General features: G+C 65.1%; 21 protein-coding genes and 1 tRNA gene. 5 read left to right on the forward strand and 17 right to left on the reverse strand.

Annotated features, from left to right (window positions below; translation table 11 throughout):
• Nucleotides 1-34: 34 nt before the first annotated feature.
• Nucleotides 35-412 (reverse strand): PaaI family thioesterase, encoded by a 378-nt coding sequence (locus GGR17_RS10530; protein ID WP_235974471.1) that lies wholly within the window; start codon nt 410-412, stop codon nt 35-37.
• Between the two features lie 103 nt (nt 413-515).
• On the opposite strand from GGR17_RS10530, the gene GGR17_RS10535 reads away from it, so the two are divergent.
• Nucleotides 516-1,307 (forward strand): enoyl-CoA hydratase, encoded by a 792-nt coding sequence (locus GGR17_RS10535; RefSeq protein ID WP_054538942.1) that lies wholly within the window; start codon nt 516-518, stop codon nt 1,305-1,307.
• A gap of 7 nt (nt 1,308-1,314) precedes the next feature.
• On the opposite strand, the gene GGR17_RS10540 is transcribed toward GGR17_RS10535, so the two are convergent.
• The 4 genes from GGR17_RS10540 to GGR17_RS10555 are packed head-to-tail and all read right to left on the reverse strand — an operon-like array spanning nt 1,315 to nt 5,684.
• A complete protein-coding gene (locus GGR17_RS10540) occupies nt 1,315-2,247 on the reverse strand; it encodes a glycosyltransferase family A protein (protein WP_082386591.1) in 933 nt (310 codons plus the stop codon).
• 10 nt (nt 2,248-2,257) lie between these two features.
• Nucleotides 2,258-3,736 (reverse strand): carboxypeptidase M32, encoded by a 1,479-nt coding sequence (locus GGR17_RS10545; RefSeq protein ID WP_054538944.1) that lies wholly within the window; start codon nt 3,734-3,736, stop codon nt 2,258-2,260.
• Entirely contained in the window at nt 3,733-4,881 is a 1,149-nt protein-coding gene (ctaA, locus tag GGR17_RS10550; RefSeq protein WP_054538945.1) for a heme A synthase, read from the reverse strand. Before ctaA ends, GGR17_RS10545 begins: the two co-directional genes overlap by 4 nt.
• A gap of 56 nt (nt 4,882-4,937) precedes the next feature.
• The gene (locus GGR17_RS10555) at nt 4,938-5,684 is read right to left on the reverse strand and encodes an RNA methyltransferase (RefSeq protein ID WP_037207501.1); all 747 of its coding nucleotides are present in this window, start codon (nt 5,682-5,684) and stop codon (nt 4,938-4,940) included.
• 134 nt (nt 5,685-5,818) lie between these two features.
• Here GGR17_RS10555 and GGR17_RS10560 point away from each other — a divergent pair, with 134 nt between their 5' ends.
• A complete protein-coding gene (locus tag GGR17_RS10560; RefSeq protein WP_054538946.1) occupies nt 5,819-6,439 on the forward strand; it encodes a thiamine phosphate synthase in 621 nt (206 codons plus the stop codon).
• Nucleotides 6,440-6,517: 78 nt separating this feature from the next.
• Here GGR17_RS10560 and GGR17_RS10565 read toward each other — a convergent pair whose 3' ends face one another.
• The 3 genes from GGR17_RS10565 to GGR17_RS10575 form a co-directional block, all read right to left on the reverse strand.
• Entirely contained in the window at nt 6,518-7,339 is an 822-nt protein-coding gene (locus tag GGR17_RS10565; protein WP_054538947.1) for a lysophospholipid acyltransferase family protein, read from the reverse strand.
• Nucleotides 7,336-8,115: a GNAT family N-acetyltransferase gene (locus GGR17_RS10570; protein WP_054538948.1), complete on the reverse strand. Its 780-nt coding sequence runs from the start codon at nt 8,113-8,115 to the stop codon at nt 7,336-7,338. The genes GGR17_RS10565 and GGR17_RS10570 overlap by 4 nt, the downstream gene beginning before the upstream one ends.
• Before the next feature lie 145 nt (nt 8,116-8,260).
• Nucleotides 8,261-8,443, reverse strand: a complete 183-nt coding sequence (locus GGR17_RS10575) for a DUF3553 domain-containing protein (RefSeq protein WP_054538949.1) — start codon at nt 8,441-8,443, stop codon at nt 8,261-8,263.
• Nucleotides 8,444-8,473: 30 nt separating this feature from the next.
• Here GGR17_RS10575 and GGR17_RS10580 point away from each other — a divergent pair, with 30 nt between their 5' ends.
• Nucleotides 8,474-9,076 (forward strand): histidine phosphotransferase family protein, encoded by a 603-nt coding sequence (locus tag GGR17_RS10580; protein ID WP_054538950.1) that lies wholly within the window; start codon nt 8,474-8,476, stop codon nt 9,074-9,076.
• On the opposite strand, the gene GGR17_RS10585 is transcribed toward GGR17_RS10580, so the two are convergent.
• The 4 genes from GGR17_RS10585 to GGR17_RS10600 all read right to left on the reverse strand — a co-directional run bounded on the left by GGR17_RS10585 (nt 9,077) and on the right by GGR17_RS10600 (nt 13,082).
• Nucleotides 9,077-10,342 carry a glutamate-5-semialdehyde dehydrogenase gene (locus tag GGR17_RS10585; RefSeq protein ID WP_054538951.1) on the reverse strand — a complete coding sequence of 422 codons (1,266 nt, stop codon included), beginning with the start codon at nt 10,340-10,342 and terminating at the stop codon, nt 9,077-9,079. It abuts the gene before it with no gap.
• Entirely contained in the window at nt 10,339-11,445 is a 1,107-nt protein-coding gene (gene proB, locus GGR17_RS10590) for a glutamate 5-kinase (protein WP_054538952.1), read from the reverse strand. The genes GGR17_RS10585 and proB overlap by 4 nt, the downstream gene beginning before the upstream one ends.
• Complete coding sequence (gene obgE, locus GGR17_RS10595) at nt 11,433-12,470, reverse strand: GTPase ObgE (protein ID WP_037207482.1); 1,038 nt, start codon at nt 12,468-12,470, stop codon at nt 11,433-11,435. The genes proB and obgE overlap by 13 nt, the downstream gene beginning before the upstream one ends.
• 72 nt (nt 12,471-12,542) lie before the next feature.
• Nucleotides 12,543-13,082, reverse strand: a complete 540-nt coding sequence (locus tag GGR17_RS10600; RefSeq protein ID WP_054538953.1) for a GNAT family N-acetyltransferase — start codon at nt 13,080-13,082, stop codon at nt 12,543-12,545.
• A 165-nt stretch (nt 13,083-13,247) separates the two neighbouring features.
• On the opposite strand from GGR17_RS10600, the gene GGR17_RS20500 reads away from it, so the two are divergent.
• On the forward strand, nt 13,248-13,379 hold the full coding sequence (locus GGR17_RS20500; protein WP_255353420.1) for a hypothetical protein: 132 nt from the start codon (nt 13,248-13,250) through the stop codon (nt 13,377-13,379).
• Nucleotides 13,380-13,438: 59 nt separating this feature from the next.
• On the opposite strand, the gene rpmA is transcribed toward GGR17_RS20500, so the two are convergent.
• From rpmA to GGR17_RS10615, 3 genes are all read right to left on the reverse strand, one after another.
• Complete coding sequence (gene rpmA, locus GGR17_RS10605) at nt 13,439-13,708, reverse strand: 50S ribosomal protein L27 (RefSeq protein ID WP_037207477.1); 270 nt, start codon at nt 13,706-13,708, stop codon at nt 13,439-13,441.
• 19 nt (nt 13,709-13,727) lie between these two features.
• Nucleotides 13,728-14,351: a 50S ribosomal protein L21 gene (locus tag GGR17_RS10610; RefSeq protein WP_054538954.1), complete on the reverse strand. Its 624-nt coding sequence runs from the start codon at nt 14,349-14,351 to the stop codon at nt 13,728-13,730.
• 197 nt (nt 14,352-14,548) lie between these two features.
• Nucleotides 14,549-15,373 carry a DUF2059 domain-containing protein gene (locus GGR17_RS10615; RefSeq protein WP_054538955.1) on the reverse strand — a complete coding sequence of 275 codons (825 nt, stop codon included), beginning with the start codon at nt 15,371-15,373 and terminating at the stop codon, nt 14,549-14,551.
• Nucleotides 15,374-15,529: 156 nt separating this feature from the next.
• Here GGR17_RS10615 and GGR17_RS10620 point away from each other — a divergent pair.
• Nucleotides 15,530-15,619, forward strand: a tRNA-Ser gene (locus tag GGR17_RS10620).
• A gap of 176 nt (nt 15,620-15,795) precedes the next feature.
• Here the strand turns inward: GGR17_RS10620 and GGR17_RS10625 are convergent.
• Together GGR17_RS10625 and GGR17_RS10630 are read right to left on the reverse strand one after the other, a co-directional pair.
• Nucleotides 15,796-16,668 carry a sigma-70 family RNA polymerase sigma factor gene (locus GGR17_RS10625; RefSeq protein WP_054538956.1) on the reverse strand — a complete coding sequence of 291 codons (873 nt, stop codon included), beginning with the start codon at nt 16,666-16,668 and terminating at the stop codon, nt 15,796-15,798.
• Nucleotides 16,669-16,693: 25 nt separating this feature from the next.
• Nucleotides 16,694-17,032 (reverse strand): antibiotic biosynthesis monooxygenase family protein, encoded by a 339-nt coding sequence (locus GGR17_RS10630; RefSeq protein WP_054538957.1) that lies wholly within the window; start codon nt 17,030-17,032, stop codon nt 16,694-16,696.
• Nucleotides 17,033-17,238: the final 206 nt, after the last annotated feature.

Here is a 17,238-nt window from a genome sequence, read left to right on the forward strand (position 1 = left end):
CTCCGGCGGGGATATTTCGGGAAAGATGAAAAGGCTAGCGTTTCGGCGGGATAGAATAGGTCAGCCCGCCCCGGGCCACCGGCGCCGCCAGTCCTTGTGAGAAAACCAGCGCGTCACCGACGGCGAGCACGCGGCCGAGTTTCAGAAGCTTGGCCTCGCAGATCAGGTCTTTGCCCGCTTCTGGCTTGCGCATGAAATCAATCGCGCAATTGGTGGTCACAGCCAGCGCCTGTGGCCCGATCATTGCCAGAATCGCCAGGTAGACCGACACATCCGCCAGCGCGAAGATCGAAGGACCCGAAACGGTACCGCCCGGGCGCAGGTGCTGTTCGCCCACATTCAGGCGCAGGCGCGCAGTCATCGGGCCGATGTCCTCGATCGTGAAGTCGTCGCTGACTTGCGGAAAAGTCATTGCGAGGAACCCTTCGAGTTCCGTGATCCCCATAACCGGCTGCACGCGCTTCCCCCCGTTCGCTTTGGCGCATAGACTTTTCCAAAAGGGAGGGAATGACAAGATGGGCGAAGAAATCCTTTTGCGCGCGGACCGGGATGGCGTGGCCGAGTTGACGCTGAACCTGCCGGACCGGCTGAACGCGCTGTCCGACGCCATGCTGGCAGCTTTGCAGGCGCAGATCGACGCCCTGTCGGATGACAGCGCCACGCGGGCTGTGATTCTGCGCGGGGCGGGCAAGATGTTTTGCGCTGGCCATGATCTGAAGGAGATGACAGCCGGGCGGCAGGCCGAGGATGGCGGCAAGGCCTATTTCGCCGATCTGTTCGCCCGCTGCGCACGCGTCATGATCGGGCTGCAACGCCTGCCCCAGCCGGTCGTCGCAGAGGTGCACGGAATTGCCACCGCCGCGGGCTGCCAGCTTGTCGCCTCCTGCGACATGGCGATCGCGGCCGAGGGCACGCGGTTCGGGGTGAACGGGGTGAACATCGGGCTGTTCTGTTCCACCCCGATGGTGGCGCTTTCTCGGAATATTCCGCGCAAACAGGCCTTCGAAATGCTGACGACGGGCCAGTTCATCGGCACCGAACGGGCCGAGGCGCTGGGATTGATCAACCGCGCCGTGCCACCGAGCGAGCTTGCCGAGGCGACGCGGGCGCTGGCCGGGATGGTGGCGCAAAAGCTGAGCGCTGCGGTGAAGATCGGCAAGGCGGCCTTTTACGAACAGATGCAGATGCCCGTTGATCAGGCATATGCCTATGCCGGGGACGTGATGGTGCAGAACATGCTGTTCCGTGACACCGAGGAAGGCATTGCCGCCTTTCTGGAAAAGCGCCCGCCGGACTGGCCGCATTAGCCCCGGCTCAGGCCCTCCGGCGAAACGCCAGTTCGAGCTTGTTCAGCGCGCGGGTGTACCAGCGGCGGTTCACGCCCTTGTGCACGAAGGGCCGGCGCACGCCGGGATTGACCGGGCGCAGCACGTCCTCGGCCAGGGTGATCGTGTTGAGCGGGCGGGTCTTCAGCGCCGCGATCTCGGCGCCTGTCATCGGGGCGAAGGATTTGACGTCCTCGCCCGACAGGTATTCCGCCAGCCGCGCGCCCAGGGTCCGGCGGCCGAAGCGCAGGGTGGCAACCTCGGGCAACTGACAGATGAACGGGTCCGCGAAATGCAGCATCGGCGCGAACAACCCGGCGGCACGTTTCGAGTTCTCACGCTCGGTCGGGCCGAAGGCCCAGCCCGCGGCGCGCAGGCGCGGCGCGTGGCACAGCGTCACGTCATAGACCCAGCGGCGCGATCTTTCGCTTTGATCCGCCGCGCCATTGTCATTGCAATAGCCCCGGAACGGCGGCCAGGGCTTGTATTCATGGCGGCTGCGCGGCTTGCGCGGCCCCATGGGGAAACAGGGATGGACGAAGGCATGCCCGGGGTCGGCGTCGAAAAACGCCTGCAGCGCCTGCCAGTCGTCCGCCGCCAGGTCGCGCACCATCTGCACGTCGTCCTGCATGAACAGCGCCAGGGTGCTGTCGCAGGTTTCCAGCGCCCATTGCATATTCGCGTAGAGCCCGCCGTGCCGGCCGACCCGTTCGGCCCGGGGGGTGACGACCGTTACCGGAAGCGCGGCAAGCACCTGCACCGTTTCGGGATCTGTGCTGCCGTCGTCCACCACGGTGACCGTCAGGCCCGGCGCGTGGCGCAGGATCGAGTCGATACAGTTCTTCAGATAGGGGCCGCGGTTGAACGAAAAGACGAAGACACGGCAATCCGGTACCATGGCTGGCCCCTGTTCCTGTTTCATGCGCACCGGGTCACAGGTGATAGAGCGCGTTGAATTTCGCGTCGAGGTAATCCAGAAGGGGCACCTCGTTGGGCTCAAAGCCGCAGGCCTGTTCGATCACCGCCTTCGGCTCATGGAACCCGCCATGCCGCTGCACGTGTTCGCGAAGCCAACCGGTGGCGGCCCCGGTATCGCCTTTGGCGAGTGCCGCGTCCAGATCGGGCAGCGCGCTGTGCAGCGCCAGGTTCAGGCAACCCGCATAGACATTGCCCAGCGTGTAGGTCGGGAAATAACCGAACAGCCCCACCGACCAGTGCACATCCTGCAGCACCCCGTTCGAGGGCCTGTCGACCGCGACACCGAAGTCATGCTCGAAACGCGTGTTCCAGGCCTCTTCCAGATCGGCGGCGCCAAGCGTGCCGGCGATCAACTGCCGCTCCAGATCGAAGCGCATCATGATATGCAGGTTGTAATGCACCTCGTCCGCCTCGGTGCGGATGTAGCCCGAATGCACGCGGTTGACGGCGGCGTAGAAGGCCTCGGCATCGGCGGCCCCGGCATCGCCGAAAATCGACTGCATCCGCCCGAACAGCCAGCCGGTGAAGGGGCGGCTGCGGCCGAGCTGATTCTCGTAGATCCGGCTCTGGCTTTCATGCACGCCCATCGACACGCCCGCCCCCAGCGGGGTCAGCAGATAGGCCGGGTCGATCCCCTGTTCGTAGCAGCCGTGGCCGACCTCGTGGATCGTGGAATACAGGCAGTTGAACGGGTCGCGCTCATCCACCCGCGTGGTGATGCGCACATCGGTGCCCGAGCCCGAGCTGAACGGATGCACCGCCTTGTCGAGCCGCCCGTGCCGCCAGTCATAGCCGAAACGGGTCGCGGCCTCATGCGCGAGGCGCAGCTGCCCCTCTTCGGGGAACTGGCCGCTCAGCCGCGCCGGATCGCGCCCCGCGCCCATGATCCTTTCGCGCAGCATCACCAGCCGCGTGCGCATCCGGTCGAACATCGCGCCGATCTCGGCCGCCGTGGCGCCGGGCTCGTAATCATCCAGCAGCGCGTCGTAAAGATCGCCGCCATCGGCCAGCGCCGCAGCCTCTTCGCGCTTCAGGCGCAGCACCTCTTCCAGCACCGGCAGGAAATGCCCGACATCATCGGCGGCGCGCGCCTCGGCCCAGATGCCCTGCGCGCGGCTGGTCACGCGGGCCAGCGCCGCCGACAGCGTTTCGGGCAGCTTCACCGCCCGCGCATAGGACCTGCGGATATGGCGCATCTTGGCCGCCCCGACCGGATCAAGCGCGGCGTCGTCGATCGCCGACAGCCAGTCGCCCACACGCGGATCGGTGCGGCGGGCGTGAAGCACCGCTTCCAGCGCGCCGATCTCCTCGGCCCGCTGGGCGGCGGCGCCGCGCGGCATCACCGTTTCCTGATCCCAGCCAAGGCGGCCGGCGACCTGCGCCAGCGCCTCTGTCTCATGCTGAAAAGCCATCAGGCTGTCAAAAGCGGTCATGCGGTCCCCCGGATGGATTGGGCAATGGGATATTGCGAAAGAAAGCGCGCACGCAGGATCAGCACCCACAGGACGATCGCGCCAAGCTGATGGAATATGGCGATCTGCAGCGGCGAGGAATTCATCACCGTCACGATCCCCAGCGCGACCTGCCCCAGCAGCATCAGCGCCATCGCGTCAAAGGCACGGCGGGTCTTGATATTGCCGCTCTTGCGGGCGCGGTTCCACACCACCAGCCCGAAGATGAACAGCAGATAGCCCGCCATCCGGTGCATGAACTGCACCAGCCCCGCATCCTCAAAGAAATTCCGCCACCACGGGCTCAACGAAAACAGATCGGGCGGCAGAAACCCGCCGGCCATCAACGGCCAGTCGGTAAAGTTGCGCCCTGCGTCGATGCCGGCGACCAGAGCGCCCAGCAGGATCTGCAGAAAGGCGAAATGCATCACCCCGGTCGACATGGAAAACAGCTTGCCCTCGCGCCCGCGCCGCGCCTGCATCAGGTCTTTCTCGGCCCGGCCCAGCGTCAGCACATACCAGGTGATGAAGCCCAGGATCACGAAGGCCAGCCCCAGATGCGTCGCCAGCCGGTAGGAGGCCACATCCAGCCGCCCGCCCGTCAGCCCCGACGACACCATCCACCAGCCGATCGCGCCCTGCAGCCCGCCAAGCACACCGATGCCCAGCAACCGCCCGGTCCAGCCGGTGGGGATGCGTTTGCTCAGCAGAAAGAAGAAAAACCCGATCGCCCAGACAAGCCCGATCGCCCGGCCAAGCTGCCGGTGGCCCCATTCCCACCAGTAGATGAACTGGAACTCCGACAGGGACATGCCCCGATTCTGCATCTGATATTCGGGAATCGCCTGGTATTTCTCAAAGGCATCGGCCCAGTCCGCCGCATTCATCGGCGGCAGCGCCCCGGTCACCGGCTTCCACTCGGTGATCGACAAACCGCTGTCGGTCAGCCGGGTCAGCCCGCCCACCAGGATCATCGCCGCCACCATCACGAACAGCACGATCAGCCAGATCCGAACCGCGCCGCGCGCGCCCCGGCGGGCCTTGTCGATCAGGCCCGGCTGCGGCACCGGCCGGGCCGGGGCCTTGTCACCGCCGACCTCTTCGAAAATGCTGCGCTTGCCGCTCATGCCGCCCCCCGTCGTTTCACGACCGGACAGTAGGCCCGCGCCCCCTGCCCTTCAAGTCATTCACCATGCTCTTTCCAGCGCACCATTTGCCGCAGCGCCCCGTGAAAGATCTGCACATCCGCCCGGGTCAGCGGCATCCGCGACCACAGGTTGCGCAGGTTCTGCTTCATCCCCTCGGCCTTCTGCGCGGGGAAAAAGAACCCGGCCTCCTCCAGCCGTTCCTCATAATGATCGCCCAGCTTTTCGATCTCGATATGCGAGGCGAACTCGGTCTTCGCCATCTCCATCACTTCCGGTGGCACGTCCACACTCTGCCGCTGCCACTCATAGCCGACCAGCAACACGCATTGCGCAAGGTTGAGCGAGGCAAACGCCGGGTTCACCGGCACCGAGATGATCGCATTGGCCCGCGCCACATCGTCATTCTCCAGCCCGGCCCGCTCCGGCCCGAACAAAACGCCCACCTTCCGCCCCCCGGCGATCAGCGCGCGCGCATGTTCCATCGCGCGTTCCGGCGTCATCACCGGCTTGGTCAGGCCCCGGCCCCGCGCCGTGGTGGCAAACACGAAATCGCAATCCGCCACCGCCGCGCCGGTTCCGTCAAACAGCCCCGCCTCGTCCAGCAATCGCCCGGCGCCGCTTGCCATCGCCACCGCCCTGGGGTTCGGCCAGCCATCGCGCGGCGCCACGATGCGCATCCGGTCCAGCCCGAAATTCCACATCGCCCGCGCCGCGCCGCCGATGTTTTCCCCCATCTGCGGGCGGACAAGGATAAAGGCGGGCTGCGGGGTCGGGCTGGTCATGAACTCTCTTCGCGGTCAGGTCGCGCGGGTGATACGCCGCCCACCCGCCCAAGGCAAGCCGCCGCCACGAACGGAAGATGGCCAAGCCCGCAAATCCCGGCTATAGGGGCGCAACCAAGCCAAGGAGCCCGCCAATGGCCGACGTCGAGCGCCCGCAGATCTATCTCATCACCCCGCCTGATTTCGAACTGTCGGGCTTCCCCGACCGACTGGCCCGGGTGCTCGATGCCCATCCCGTGGCCTGCGTCCGCCTCGCCCTTGCCAGCAAGGACGAAGACCGCGTCGCCCGCGCCGCCGATGCGCTGCGCGAGATCACCCACGCCCGCGACATCGCCCTGACGATCGAGACGCATGTCCAGCTCGTCGAACGGCTCGGCCTCGACGGGGTGCATCTCACCGATGGCGCACGCTCGGTGCGCAAAACCCGCAAGGAACTCGGCGCCGACGCCATCGTCGGCGCCTTCTGCGGCACCTCCCGCCACGACGGCATGACCGCGGGCGAAGCCGGGGCCGATTACATCAGCTTCGGTCCGGTCGGCGACAGCGCGCTCGGCGACGGCACCCGCGCCGAAACCGAGCTGTTCACCTGGTGGTCGGAAATGATCGAAGTGCCGGTCGTCGCCGAAGGCGCGATCACCGCCGAGACAATGGCCCGGCTCGCCCCCGTCACCGATTTCTTCGGCATCGGCGAAGAGATCTGGCGCAGCGATGATCCCGCCGCTGCCCTGGCGGCCCTGATCGCCGCAATGGGCTGACGGCCCCCTTCATCTTTCCAGAAATATCCCCGCCGGAGGCAATCCGCGCCCGTGAGGGCGCGCAGCAAGAGCCGCCACTTACCTCATCGGCAAGCCGCCGCGCACCGCCTCCTCGCAGCCGCGCGCGAGCGCCTTGCGGCTCTCGAAATCCGCAACGCGCAGCGGCGGATGATACACCACCTCCGCGCTGCCCTGCCGGCGGGCCGCCAGCACCTTCAGCAGATGCGGCCCGAACTCCATATCGCCCCACCATCCGTAAAACCGCGGATCCTGCCCCGCGGGGGCGCGGTAGATCACGGTGACAGGCTGAACATGCAGAAATCCCCGCAGCGCATCGCTGAAAAACGCCGCGAACAGAGTCGATTTGAACGGCAGCACCTGCATCCCGTCGGTCGATGTGCCCTCGGGGAAGAACAGCAGCTTGTGCCCCGCCTTCAGCCGCGCCTCGAAAACCTCTTTCTGATGCCGCGCCTCTCGGGTGTCGCGGTTGATGAAAACCGTGCCGGTCGCCCGTGCCAGCCAGCCGATCACGGGCCAGCCCGCCACTTCGGATTTCGACACGAAATAGATGCGCTTGCGGGCGTTCAGCGTGAAAATATCCAGCCATGACGAATGGTTGGCGACCACCGCGCCGCGCTCGGCCATCGGCGTGCCGCGCACCTGATAGCGCATCCCCAGAATGACAAAGGCGGTGCGGCAGACGAACTGGGTGATGAAGGGGGTCACCGGGCGGTGCAGCCCGAACAACGGCCGCTCGATCAGGCGCAGCAACAGCAACACCGCAAGCCCGGCGAATGTGACGCCTGCCAGCGCCGCGCCGCGCCAGAGCACGCGCAGCCAACCCAAGGGGCCGAAGGGCGGGTCTTCGGGCGGTGCGCCCCCCGTCCAGCTCGCGTTCACGCCCGGATGTCCTTTTCGAACTTGGCCCGGCGCTTGTCTGTCATCCGCGCCGTATCCATGATCAGACAGACATCGGTCGTGTTGAACTCATGATCCACATAGGCGCCCTCGCCCACGAAGCCGCCAAGCCGCAGATAGGCCTTGATCAGTGCCGGCGTCAGCAGCATCGCCTGCTTGCGGTCGATCCGGGCGGCCTCCATCAGGTCCATCCGCTGAAAATGCTCGGGCTGGGCGCGCACCCGCAGCGCCTCGGGCGCCAGGTGGAAATGGTGCAGATAGGCAAGCGGCAGTTTCAGCGCCTCGATATCGGTGCCGTGAAAGCTGGCCACGCCGAACAGCACCTCGATCCGATGTTCGAACACATAGGCGGCCAGACCGTTCCACAGATGATAGAGCGCCATGCCGCCGCGATAATCGCGGTGAACACAGGATCGCCCAAGCTCCAGCAACTTGCGGCCGCTTTGCTTGAGCACCGTCAGATCATATTCGGACTCGGTATAGTAGCGGCCGATCCGCCCGGCCTGATCATCGCGCAACAGCCGGTAAACGCCCACCACATGCTCCAGCGCCGCCGCGTCGCGCCGCTTGTCGATCAGCAGCAGGTGGTCGTAATAGGGATCGAACGCATCCCGCTCCAGCCGCGCGTCGTGATCGACCAGCGGGCCGTCGCCGCCAAGCTCGGCCACGAACACCTCGTAGCGCAGCCGTTGCGCAGCCTTCAGATCGGCGGGGTCCTTGGCGAGCTTCAGCTCGAAATGGTCGTCGATAGAGCGCATGTGAGGCTGAAGAATTCCATTCGGGCCAGCGGCTGGGCCGGTTCTAGTCAGCGCCGCCGCGATTTGCAACACCGCCGCGGAAAGCCGGGCGTTAACTTTCCGTTAAGATTCGCATGCACAAGCTCGGGCAAGGCCCCCGTTTCCGTCAGGAGTCATAGACCGGCATGAGCTCGACCCGCGACCCGTCGATCACGACCTTTCCCTCGTGCTCGAAATTCACCGTGATCTTTCCCCCGATGTTGGACTGGACCTGCCCCAGCCCCCAATCGGGCCGCAACGGGTGGCGGACAAGCTGGCCGGGTTCCAGCAATGCGTTCATGTCGCCCATCGGTGATCCTTCCTCGCGGCGGGCGCGGCCGTGACAGACAGCCTGCCGCCCGATCTGACCGCGCTGCTGGGTTCGCGCATCTGCCATGACCTTATCAGCCCTCTGGGCGCGATCGGCAATGGGCTGGAGCTGTTGCAGATGGCCGGCGTCGCCGAGGGGCCGGAACTGTCTCTGGTCTCCGCCGCCGCCCGCAGTGCCAACGCCCGCATCCGGTTTTTCCGCATCGCCTTTGGCACCGCGCCGCCGGATCAGACGATCGGGCGTGGGGAAATGGCCTCGGTGCTGGATGATACCTATGGGCAGGGGCGCATCGCGCTGGCCCATGATCTGCCGGCTGACATGGCCCGCGCCGATGCCCGGCTCGCGCTGCTGCTGATCCTGTGCCTCGAAACCGCGCTGCCCACGGGTGGAGACATCGCGGTGCGCGCCGACGCCGGCGCCTGGCACCTGTCGGCGGCAGGGCCCCGGCTTTCGCTCGATGACAGGCTGTGGAAGGCGATGGCGGATCCGCACGCCCCCGGCAGCTTCACCGCGGCTGAGGTTCAGTTCGCGCTGCTGCGCGACGCCTGCGCCCGCGACGGCAAGCCGCTGAACATGGATCTCGGGCCCGACGCGATCACCGTCCGGTTCTGATCAGCCGCGCACGGCCCCGTCCCCCAGCACGATGTACTTGAAGCTGGTCAGCTGCTCGGCCCCGACAGGCCCGCGCGCGTGCATCTTGCCAGTGGCAATACCGATCTCGGCGCCCATGCCGAACTCGCCGCCATCGGCGAACTGGGTCGAGGCGTTGCGCATCAGGATCGCGCTGTCGAGCCGGGTAAAGAATCGCTCGGCGGCCGCGTCATCCTCGGTGAGGATCGCGTCGGTGTGATTCGAGCCGTAGCGGCGGATATGCGCAATCGCGCCATCCACGTCATCGACCAGCTTCGCGGCGATATCCATGTCCAGATATTCGCGCCCCCAGTCGTCATCCGTGGCCGGCACTGTTCCGGGAAGCCGGGCCAGCGCCGCATCCGCGTGCACGGTCACACCCGCCGCGACCAGCGCGGCGATCAGATCGGCGCCCAGCCCCGCGGCCAGATCGCGATGGATCAGCAGGCATTCGGCGGCGCCGCAGATGCCGGTGCGTCGGGTCTTGGCATTCAGTACCACCTTCATCGCCTTTTCAGGGTCGGCGGCCTTGTCGACATAGATATGCACGATGCCTTCCAGATGGGCGAACACCGGCACCCGTGCCTCTCGCTGCACAAGGCCCACCAGGCCCTTGCCGCCGCGCGGCACGATCACGTCGATGAAATCGGTCATGCGCAGCATCTCGGCCACGGCCTCGCGGTCACGCGTGGGCACCCGCTGGATCGCGTCTTCGGGCAGGCCGGCGGCGCGCAACCCCGCCTGCAGGCATTCATGGATCAGGCCCGAGGAATGAAAACTTTCCGACCCGCCGCGCAGGATCACCGCATTGCCGGCCTTCAGGCACAGCGCGCCCGCATCCGCCGTCACGTTCGGGCGGCTTTCATAGATTACGCCGATCACGCCCAGCGGTGTGCGCACGCGCTTGATGTGTAACCCGCTGTCCATGTCCCATTCGGTGATCACCTCGCCCACGGGATCGTTCTGGGCGGCCACGGCGCGCAGGCCGGCGACGATGCCCTGAATGCGGGTTTCGTCGAGCATCAGCCGGTCGAGCATGGCGGGCGACAGACCCTTGTCACGGCCGAACGCCATGTCGCGGGCATTCGCCGCGATGATCTCTTCCCGCCGGGCCCAGACCGCATCGGCGGCGGCATTCAGCGCGCGGGTCTTGGCATCCGACGGGGCAAAGGCAAGCTCCGTCGCGGCGGCGCGTGCGCGCGCGCCGATCTCGGCCATCATCGCGGGGATGTTTTCCATATCCTTCATAGCACCATATCGTCCCTGTGGATCAGCGCGGCCCGCCCCGGATAGCCCAGAATGGCCGCAATGTCACGCGACTGACAGCCCCTGATCGCCTGCGCCTCTAGCGCGGTATAGCGGGTCAGCCCCTTGCCCAGCGTCGCCCCCGAGGGCGCCACGATCGCCACCGGATCGCCGCGGCCGAACGCGCCCGATACCCGGACAACCCCGGCCGGCAACAGCGAGTTTCCCTGCGCCAGCGCCCGCGCCGCCCCGGCATCCACGTGGATCTCGCCCTTGGGCTTCATCGCCGCGATCCAGCGTTTGCGCGCGGTCTGCGGATCTTCCTTGGGCAGGAACCACGTGGCATTCGCCCCCGCCGCCAGCGCCCGCAGCGGCCGCATCACCGACCCTTCGGTGATCGCCATCGCACAGCCCGCGCCGGTGGCCGTCTTGGCCGCCAGAAGCTTGGTCTTCATCCCGCCCTTCGACAGGCCCGAGGCCGCATCGCCCGCCATCGCCTCGATCTCCGGGGTGATCTCTTCGATCACGTCGAACCGCCTGGCGCCCGGATCGGTCGCGGGGCTGGCGGTATAGAACCCGTCGACATCCGAGAGCAGCACCAGTTGATCGGCGCCCACCGTCACCGCCACCTGCGCGGCAAGCCTGTCATTGTCGCCGAACCGGATTTCATCCGTGGCAATCGTGTCGTTTTCATTGACGATCGGCACCACACCGAGGCCGACAAGCTGTTCCAGCGTATTGCGCGAGTTCAGATAGCGGCGGCGGTTGGCGCTGTCTTCCAGCGTCACCAGCACCTGCGCCGTGATGATGCCATGGGGCGCCAGCGCCTCTTCATAGGCGCGGGCCAGCCGGATCTGCCCGACGGCGGCGGCGGCCTGCGATTGTTCCAGCGCCAGCGGGCCGGCCGGCAGGCCAAGCGCACCGCGCCCCAGCGCGATCGAGCCGGAGGAAACCAGGATCACGTCCACCCCCCGGCTCTTGATCTCGGCCACATCCTCGGCCAGCGCCTGCAGCCATTCGGCGCGCAACCGGCCGCTGGCGCGATCCACCAGCAGCGCCGAGCCGATCTTGACGACCAGCCGCCGGGCGTCGTTCAGGGTTGCCACGCGTCCGGCTCCTCGCTTGCGGATTTCAGGCGCAGCTTGTCCTCCCGGATCTCGGCGCGCACCGCGCGCAGCACCTCTGTCAGCCCCTCGCCCGACACGCCCGACATCATCAGCACCGGCCCGCCCACGGCAGCCTCCAGCTCGGCCTTCCGCTCGGCCCGCTGCGCCTCGTCCAGCGCGTCGATCTTGTTCAGCGCGGTCACGCGCGGCTTGTCGGCCAGATGGCCGCCATAGGCCTCCAGCTCATGAATGATGGTGCGGTAATCGCCCACCACATCCTCGGACGTGCCGTCGACCAGATGCAGCAGGACGGAACACCGCTCGACATGGCCGAGAAACTGGTCGCCCAGCCCGCGCCCTTCGTGCGCGCCCTCGATCAGCCCCGGAATATCGGCGATCACGAATTCGGCATTGTCCACCCCGACGACGCCCAGATTGGGGTGCAGCGTGGTGAACGGGTAGTCGGCGATCTTGGGCCGCGCGTTCGAGGTGGCGGCCAGGAAGGTGGATTTTCCCGCATTGGGCATCCCCAGAAGCCCGGCGTCGGCAATCAGCTTCAGCCGCAGCCAGATGGTGCGCTCGACGCCCTCCTGCCCCGGATTGGCCCGGCGCGGCGCCTGATTGGTGGCGGTCTTGAAATGCAGGTTGCCGAAACCGCCGTTGCCGCCACGGGCCAGCAGAACCCGCTGGCCGATCTCCGTCATGTCGGCCAGAACGGTTTCTTCATCCTCGTCGAGAATTTCGGTGCCCACCGGCACACGCAGCACGATGTCGTCGCCATCCTTGCCGGTGCGCTGCTTGCCCATGCCGGGCTGGCCCGATTTGGCGAAGAAATGCTGCTGATAGCGGAAATCGATCAGCGTATTCAGCCCGTCCACCGCCTCGGCCCAGACATTGCCGCCATCACCGCCGTCGCCGCCGTCGGGACCGCCGTATTCGATATATTTCTCGCGCCGGAAGCTGACGCAACCGGCCCCGCCGCCACCCGAGCGGATATAGACTTTCGCGAGGTCGAGAAATTTCATCGGTCACAGGCCCTTGTAGCTTCCCGGCAGGCGATAGCGGGAAAGCGGCGGGCTCTCAAGCCCCGCCGCCGGTCAGTTGAGTTTCTTCAGATAGGTCCAGGTCGCAACCTTGCCGCCGCGCGCCACCGAATAGGCCTCGGCGTCGCCGATATAGTTGAAGCCGGCGTTGGTCAGCACACGGGCAGAGCCGGGGTTGTCCTGAAACACCTCGGCGAAAACCGTCTGGCTTTTCTGCGGATCGGCCGCCAGAAGCGCATTGACCGCTTCCGAGGCGATGCCGGTGTTCCAGAACGCCGGCGCCACCCAGTAGCCGATCTGCGATTGCGCACGCTCCATCCGTTCCAGCGACACCACGCCGAGCACTTCGGACAGGCTCTGGTCCGACCCGTCCATCACCCAGACATCTTCGGTGCGGGTTTCAGATTGCGCGCGGGCGATATAGGCCTCGATCGCGCCGGGCGGCAGCGGGTGCGGAATCGAACGGGTGAACCGCGCCACGCGCAGGTCACCCGCGTACATCTGCAACAGGCCCGCGTCGGATTTGCGCACCGGCCGCAGCTGGAAGCGTTCGGTTTCGATCACAGGTTGGGACACGATGGAATCCATTTTCATGCCTTCGCTCCTCCGAAAAGCACATTCCGGCCCCCGGCGGCAGGCAGCCCCGCCAGCGGCCGTTTCAATACTCCCCGCCCGCCACGCCACAACGCCGCGCGAACAAGGACCCTCTCTCCCGTACGTCGGCCCGGTCGCGATGCGGCCCGGCCCGACGATGAATAAATGGCGATCGCCGCCAGCCCCGACAAGGCGATCACGGCGAAGGTGAACGCCGCCGGCCCCAAGGGCAGGATCGGAATACGGTTCTGTTCTGCCGTCGCGCCCATTCCGGCCGCCTTTCGGAAAATGAAATAAAATGGGGGACCGGCGCCCTGCCGATCCCCCACGAAATTGTCAGTGCCTGAGGTTTCGGCTTACTCTGCGGCCTCCGCCACCGGGAGAACCGAAATAAAGGTGCGACCCTTGAGCCCCTTGCGGAAGGTCACGGCGCCTTCGGTCGTGGCGAAGATCGTGTGATCCTTGCCCATGCCGACGTTATCGCCCGGCCACCACTTGGTGCCGCGCTGACGCACGATGATGTTGCCCGGGATCACGGCTTCGCCACCATATTTCTTGACGCCCAGACGGCGTCCGGCGGAGTCGCGCCCGTTACGGGATGAACCGCCTGCTTTTTTATGTGCCATATCGCTGTTCTCCTATACCTTAGCCGTTGGCCAGTTCTTTGGCCTGGGCGATCCAGCCTTCACGCTCGATACGGCCTTTGAACGACAGTTTCTCGTCCATCGCGGCAACATCTTCGTCGCTCCAGGCTGCGATCTGGGCAAACGTGGTCACGCCGGCCTCGTGCAGTTTCTTTTCAAGCGCCGGGCCAACGCCCGAGAGCTTTTTCAGATCATCCGCACCGGTCGCGGCGGCGGTCTTCGGCGCGGCGGCTTTCGGCGCAGCCGTCTTGGCCGGCGCCGGTGCCGCGGCCGCGACGGACCCTGCCCCGACGGCTGCCTTGACGCCCGACGCATCGGCGCCGGTTTCCAGGATGTCGGTCACGCGCAGCAGCGTCAGCTGCTGGCGGTGGCCCTTGGTGCGCTGCGAGCTGTGCTTGCGGCGGCGCTTGACGAAGTTGATCGTCTTGGGGCCCTTGATCTGTTCGATCACCTCGGCCTGCACGGCGGCACCATCGACGGTGGGCGTGCCAACCTGGGCGCCGACCATCAGAATTTCGTTGAACTGAATCTTTTCGCCAGCATCAGCGGCCAGTTTCTCGACGCGCAGAACGTCGCCAGACTGAACCTTGTACTGCTTGCCGCCGGTCTTGAGGACCGCAAACATGTGCTCTTCCTTTTTCTACCGCGTCCTTTGGCCCCGCTTTCGCGGCGTTCACGCGCATGCGCCTTCGGACAGCGCGCCCTGTTCGGGCGATATTTCACGAATCCGCAAGAGCCAACCCCTTGCAGAGATGCGGCTTATCGGGGAAGAGCCGCCACAAGTCAAGCCGGAATGCCGGTTTTCGGGGGTGCCAGGCCGGCTCAGATATCCTGCCCGGCCATGAACTGGGCCGCGCCCAGCCCCAATTCGCGCGAAATCGCCCGGAACACCACGTCATAGCCCGCAAAGAGCGCCCGGTTCAGCGCCTGCCCCGCCGGGGTTTCCGACAGGGTGATATAGGCGGACAGATCGGCATCCTCCAGCGGTTCATAGGCCAGCGACAGATAGGAATACATCCATTCCTCCGTCTCCTGGCGCACGTCGTCTTCCTGCGACCAGACATCGGCCAGCATCTCTTCTTCGCTCAGCTCGAACGGAAACGCGCCGCCATCGCTCAGCCCCCTGTAGAAGGCGTAATTGGCATTCAGCCCGCCGACCACATTGAACTCGATCAGTTCATTGGCCGTCACGAATTGTTCGAGCAGCTCCAGGCGCGGGTCGTCATCGGCGCGCATCTCTTCCACCTTCAGCCGGGTCTCGGCATCGACGTCATCGTCCAGCAGGGCGCGCCGGGCCGCGATCTCCAGATCGACGATGCGCGCGCCGAGTTCCGACGCGAAGAAGGTGGTCAGCGCGGCGACGTCCTGCCCGGCCAGTTCCTGTTCCAGCGCCTCGCGCATGATCTCTTCCATGCGCGATACGTCATAGATGCGCGCCACCATCGCCTGCCAGCGCGCGCCGCCATGGCCGGCAAACATCTCGGCCTCCAGCTCGCCACCATATTCTATGCCCTCCTGGGCCATGATCTCGAGCGTCTCTGGCAGCCGCAGCGCGGCCAGCAGATCATCCACCCGCGCGGCGGGATCGGCCCGCAGCGGCAGGGCAAGAGTTACGAAGGCGATGAACGGCAGAATACGCTGGAACATGGGGCACCCGGGCCTTTGCGTCGGTTTGCACAAAGGTAAGGGTCTGGGCGGGGTTTTCCAAGGCGCAATCACGGACCCGAACACGGACCCGAAAATAACGGCTTGCACCGCCCCGCGCTTGGCACTAAATCCCCCCCTCACAAGCCACTGGCCTGCGGAGAGGTGCCGGAGTGGTCGAACGGGGCGGTCTCGAAAACCGTTGTGGGTGCAAGCCCACCCAGGGTTCGAATCCCTGTCTCTCCGCCATTTTGAGCTGCGCTTGCCGCATCCAATAGCCTATGTGCCGTCGATCACCGCCCGCCCAAGAGTTTGAGTTTATCTTGGATTTCCGAGGTGAATTTGATGAATCAGTTCTTCTTGAGAGACCCCGCCATGTCGCGGGCAGGCACCGGTGTTGAGCGCCGCCGCACTGCTCTTTCTGCCTATTGCAGCGAAACGCCGTCCAAGTGCTGCAACTTGTCCGGGTTTCGGGTGATATAGATGGCGACCACCTTTTCTTGGTCGATCTGCAAGGCTGTAGTCTGAACAATCCCGTCTTTCTCGACCGTGATGAAACCGGGAAGCCCGTCGATCAAGGCAAAACGGACCAGTAGCGATGGCGCTGCGCCGAACTCCTGTGCGAGCTGTTCGTGACGTGCCATCACCTCGTCTATGCCGATCAACGGGCGTGACGAAGCGGGCACTTTGCCTCCGCCATCGGTGCTGGCGATTACATCCTGCGCGAGAAGTGAGTGCAGTGTTTTCATATCCCCACTGCGTGATGCGGTGTAGAAGGCGGTCGCGATTTCCAGCCCATGCTCTTTCGTCACGGGGAAGCGGGGGCGCGCGGCCTCGATATGGTTGCGAGCCCGGCTTGCCAGCTTGCGGCAGGCAGCCGTTTCGCGGTCTATGACGTTTGCAATGTCGTCGAACCCCATGCCAAAGACATCGTGAAGCAGGAATGCCGCGCGTTCCAACGGAGAAAGGCGCTCCAAGGCGATCATCAGCGGGAGCGTGATATCATCAATGGAATCCGGTTCCTCGGTATTGATGATGGGTTCGGGCAGCGATGGGCCGACATAAGTCTCACGTCTCCGGCGCGCGGATTTCAGCTCGTTCAGGCAAAGCCGGGTGACAATGGTGTGCAGGAACGCCACTGGCTGGCGCACGACATTTTGGTCAGTGGCCAGCCAACGCAGGTAGGCATCCTGGACGATATCTTCCGCATCCGCCACCGAGCCAAGCATCCGGTAAGCCAAACGAACAAGCCGAGGCCGGATTTCGGAAAATGTTGGATCGGACTGAATATCATTCATCGTGCCAATACCCTGTCGGGGTTTCCTATGCTGCGTGTACAGTATCGACCTTGTAGAGACTTGGTGCGACCGATTTTGCGAGGCCTGCGAATTGCTTGAGCTGCGCCTGCGTCTCTGGCTTTTTCATGAAGCCCTCGAAATCTTCCTTGGTCGCCCATTGCGCATAGTTCACAACCTTCATGCCATCCAGGCTGTTGTGAATGCAGACCGAGATGAAGCCAGGCTGATGTCGGATGGTGCTTTCCGTCGAGGCCGCGAGGGCTTCAGCCAATTCGGCCTGCTTCTCGGGATCGACCTCATAGACATTAATCAGGGTCAGGCACTTCGCCTTTGGATCGATTATTGTGGTATTTTCGTTGGCCATCTTTGTCTCCTTTGAAATGTGGCTACTAAAAGGATGACAAGGCAGGCTCTCCAGATGTGACATCGCTGCGCGAAAAATCTTACTGAGGAGAGGCGCTAACTCCGCGCATGGAACAAAATCAGTCATTTTGGAGGGCTATAGCGTAGACGTAGTTCTCGGTTTCGTCGGCTTCGGCCCGCCATGTTACTTTTCCATTCAATGCGTTA

The organism is Actibacterium naphthalenivorans, assembly GCF_014196965.1.
GTDB classification, from domain to species: domain Bacteria; phylum Pseudomonadota; class Alphaproteobacteria; order Rhodobacterales; family Rhodobacteraceae; genus Actibacterium_A; species Actibacterium_A naphthalenivorans.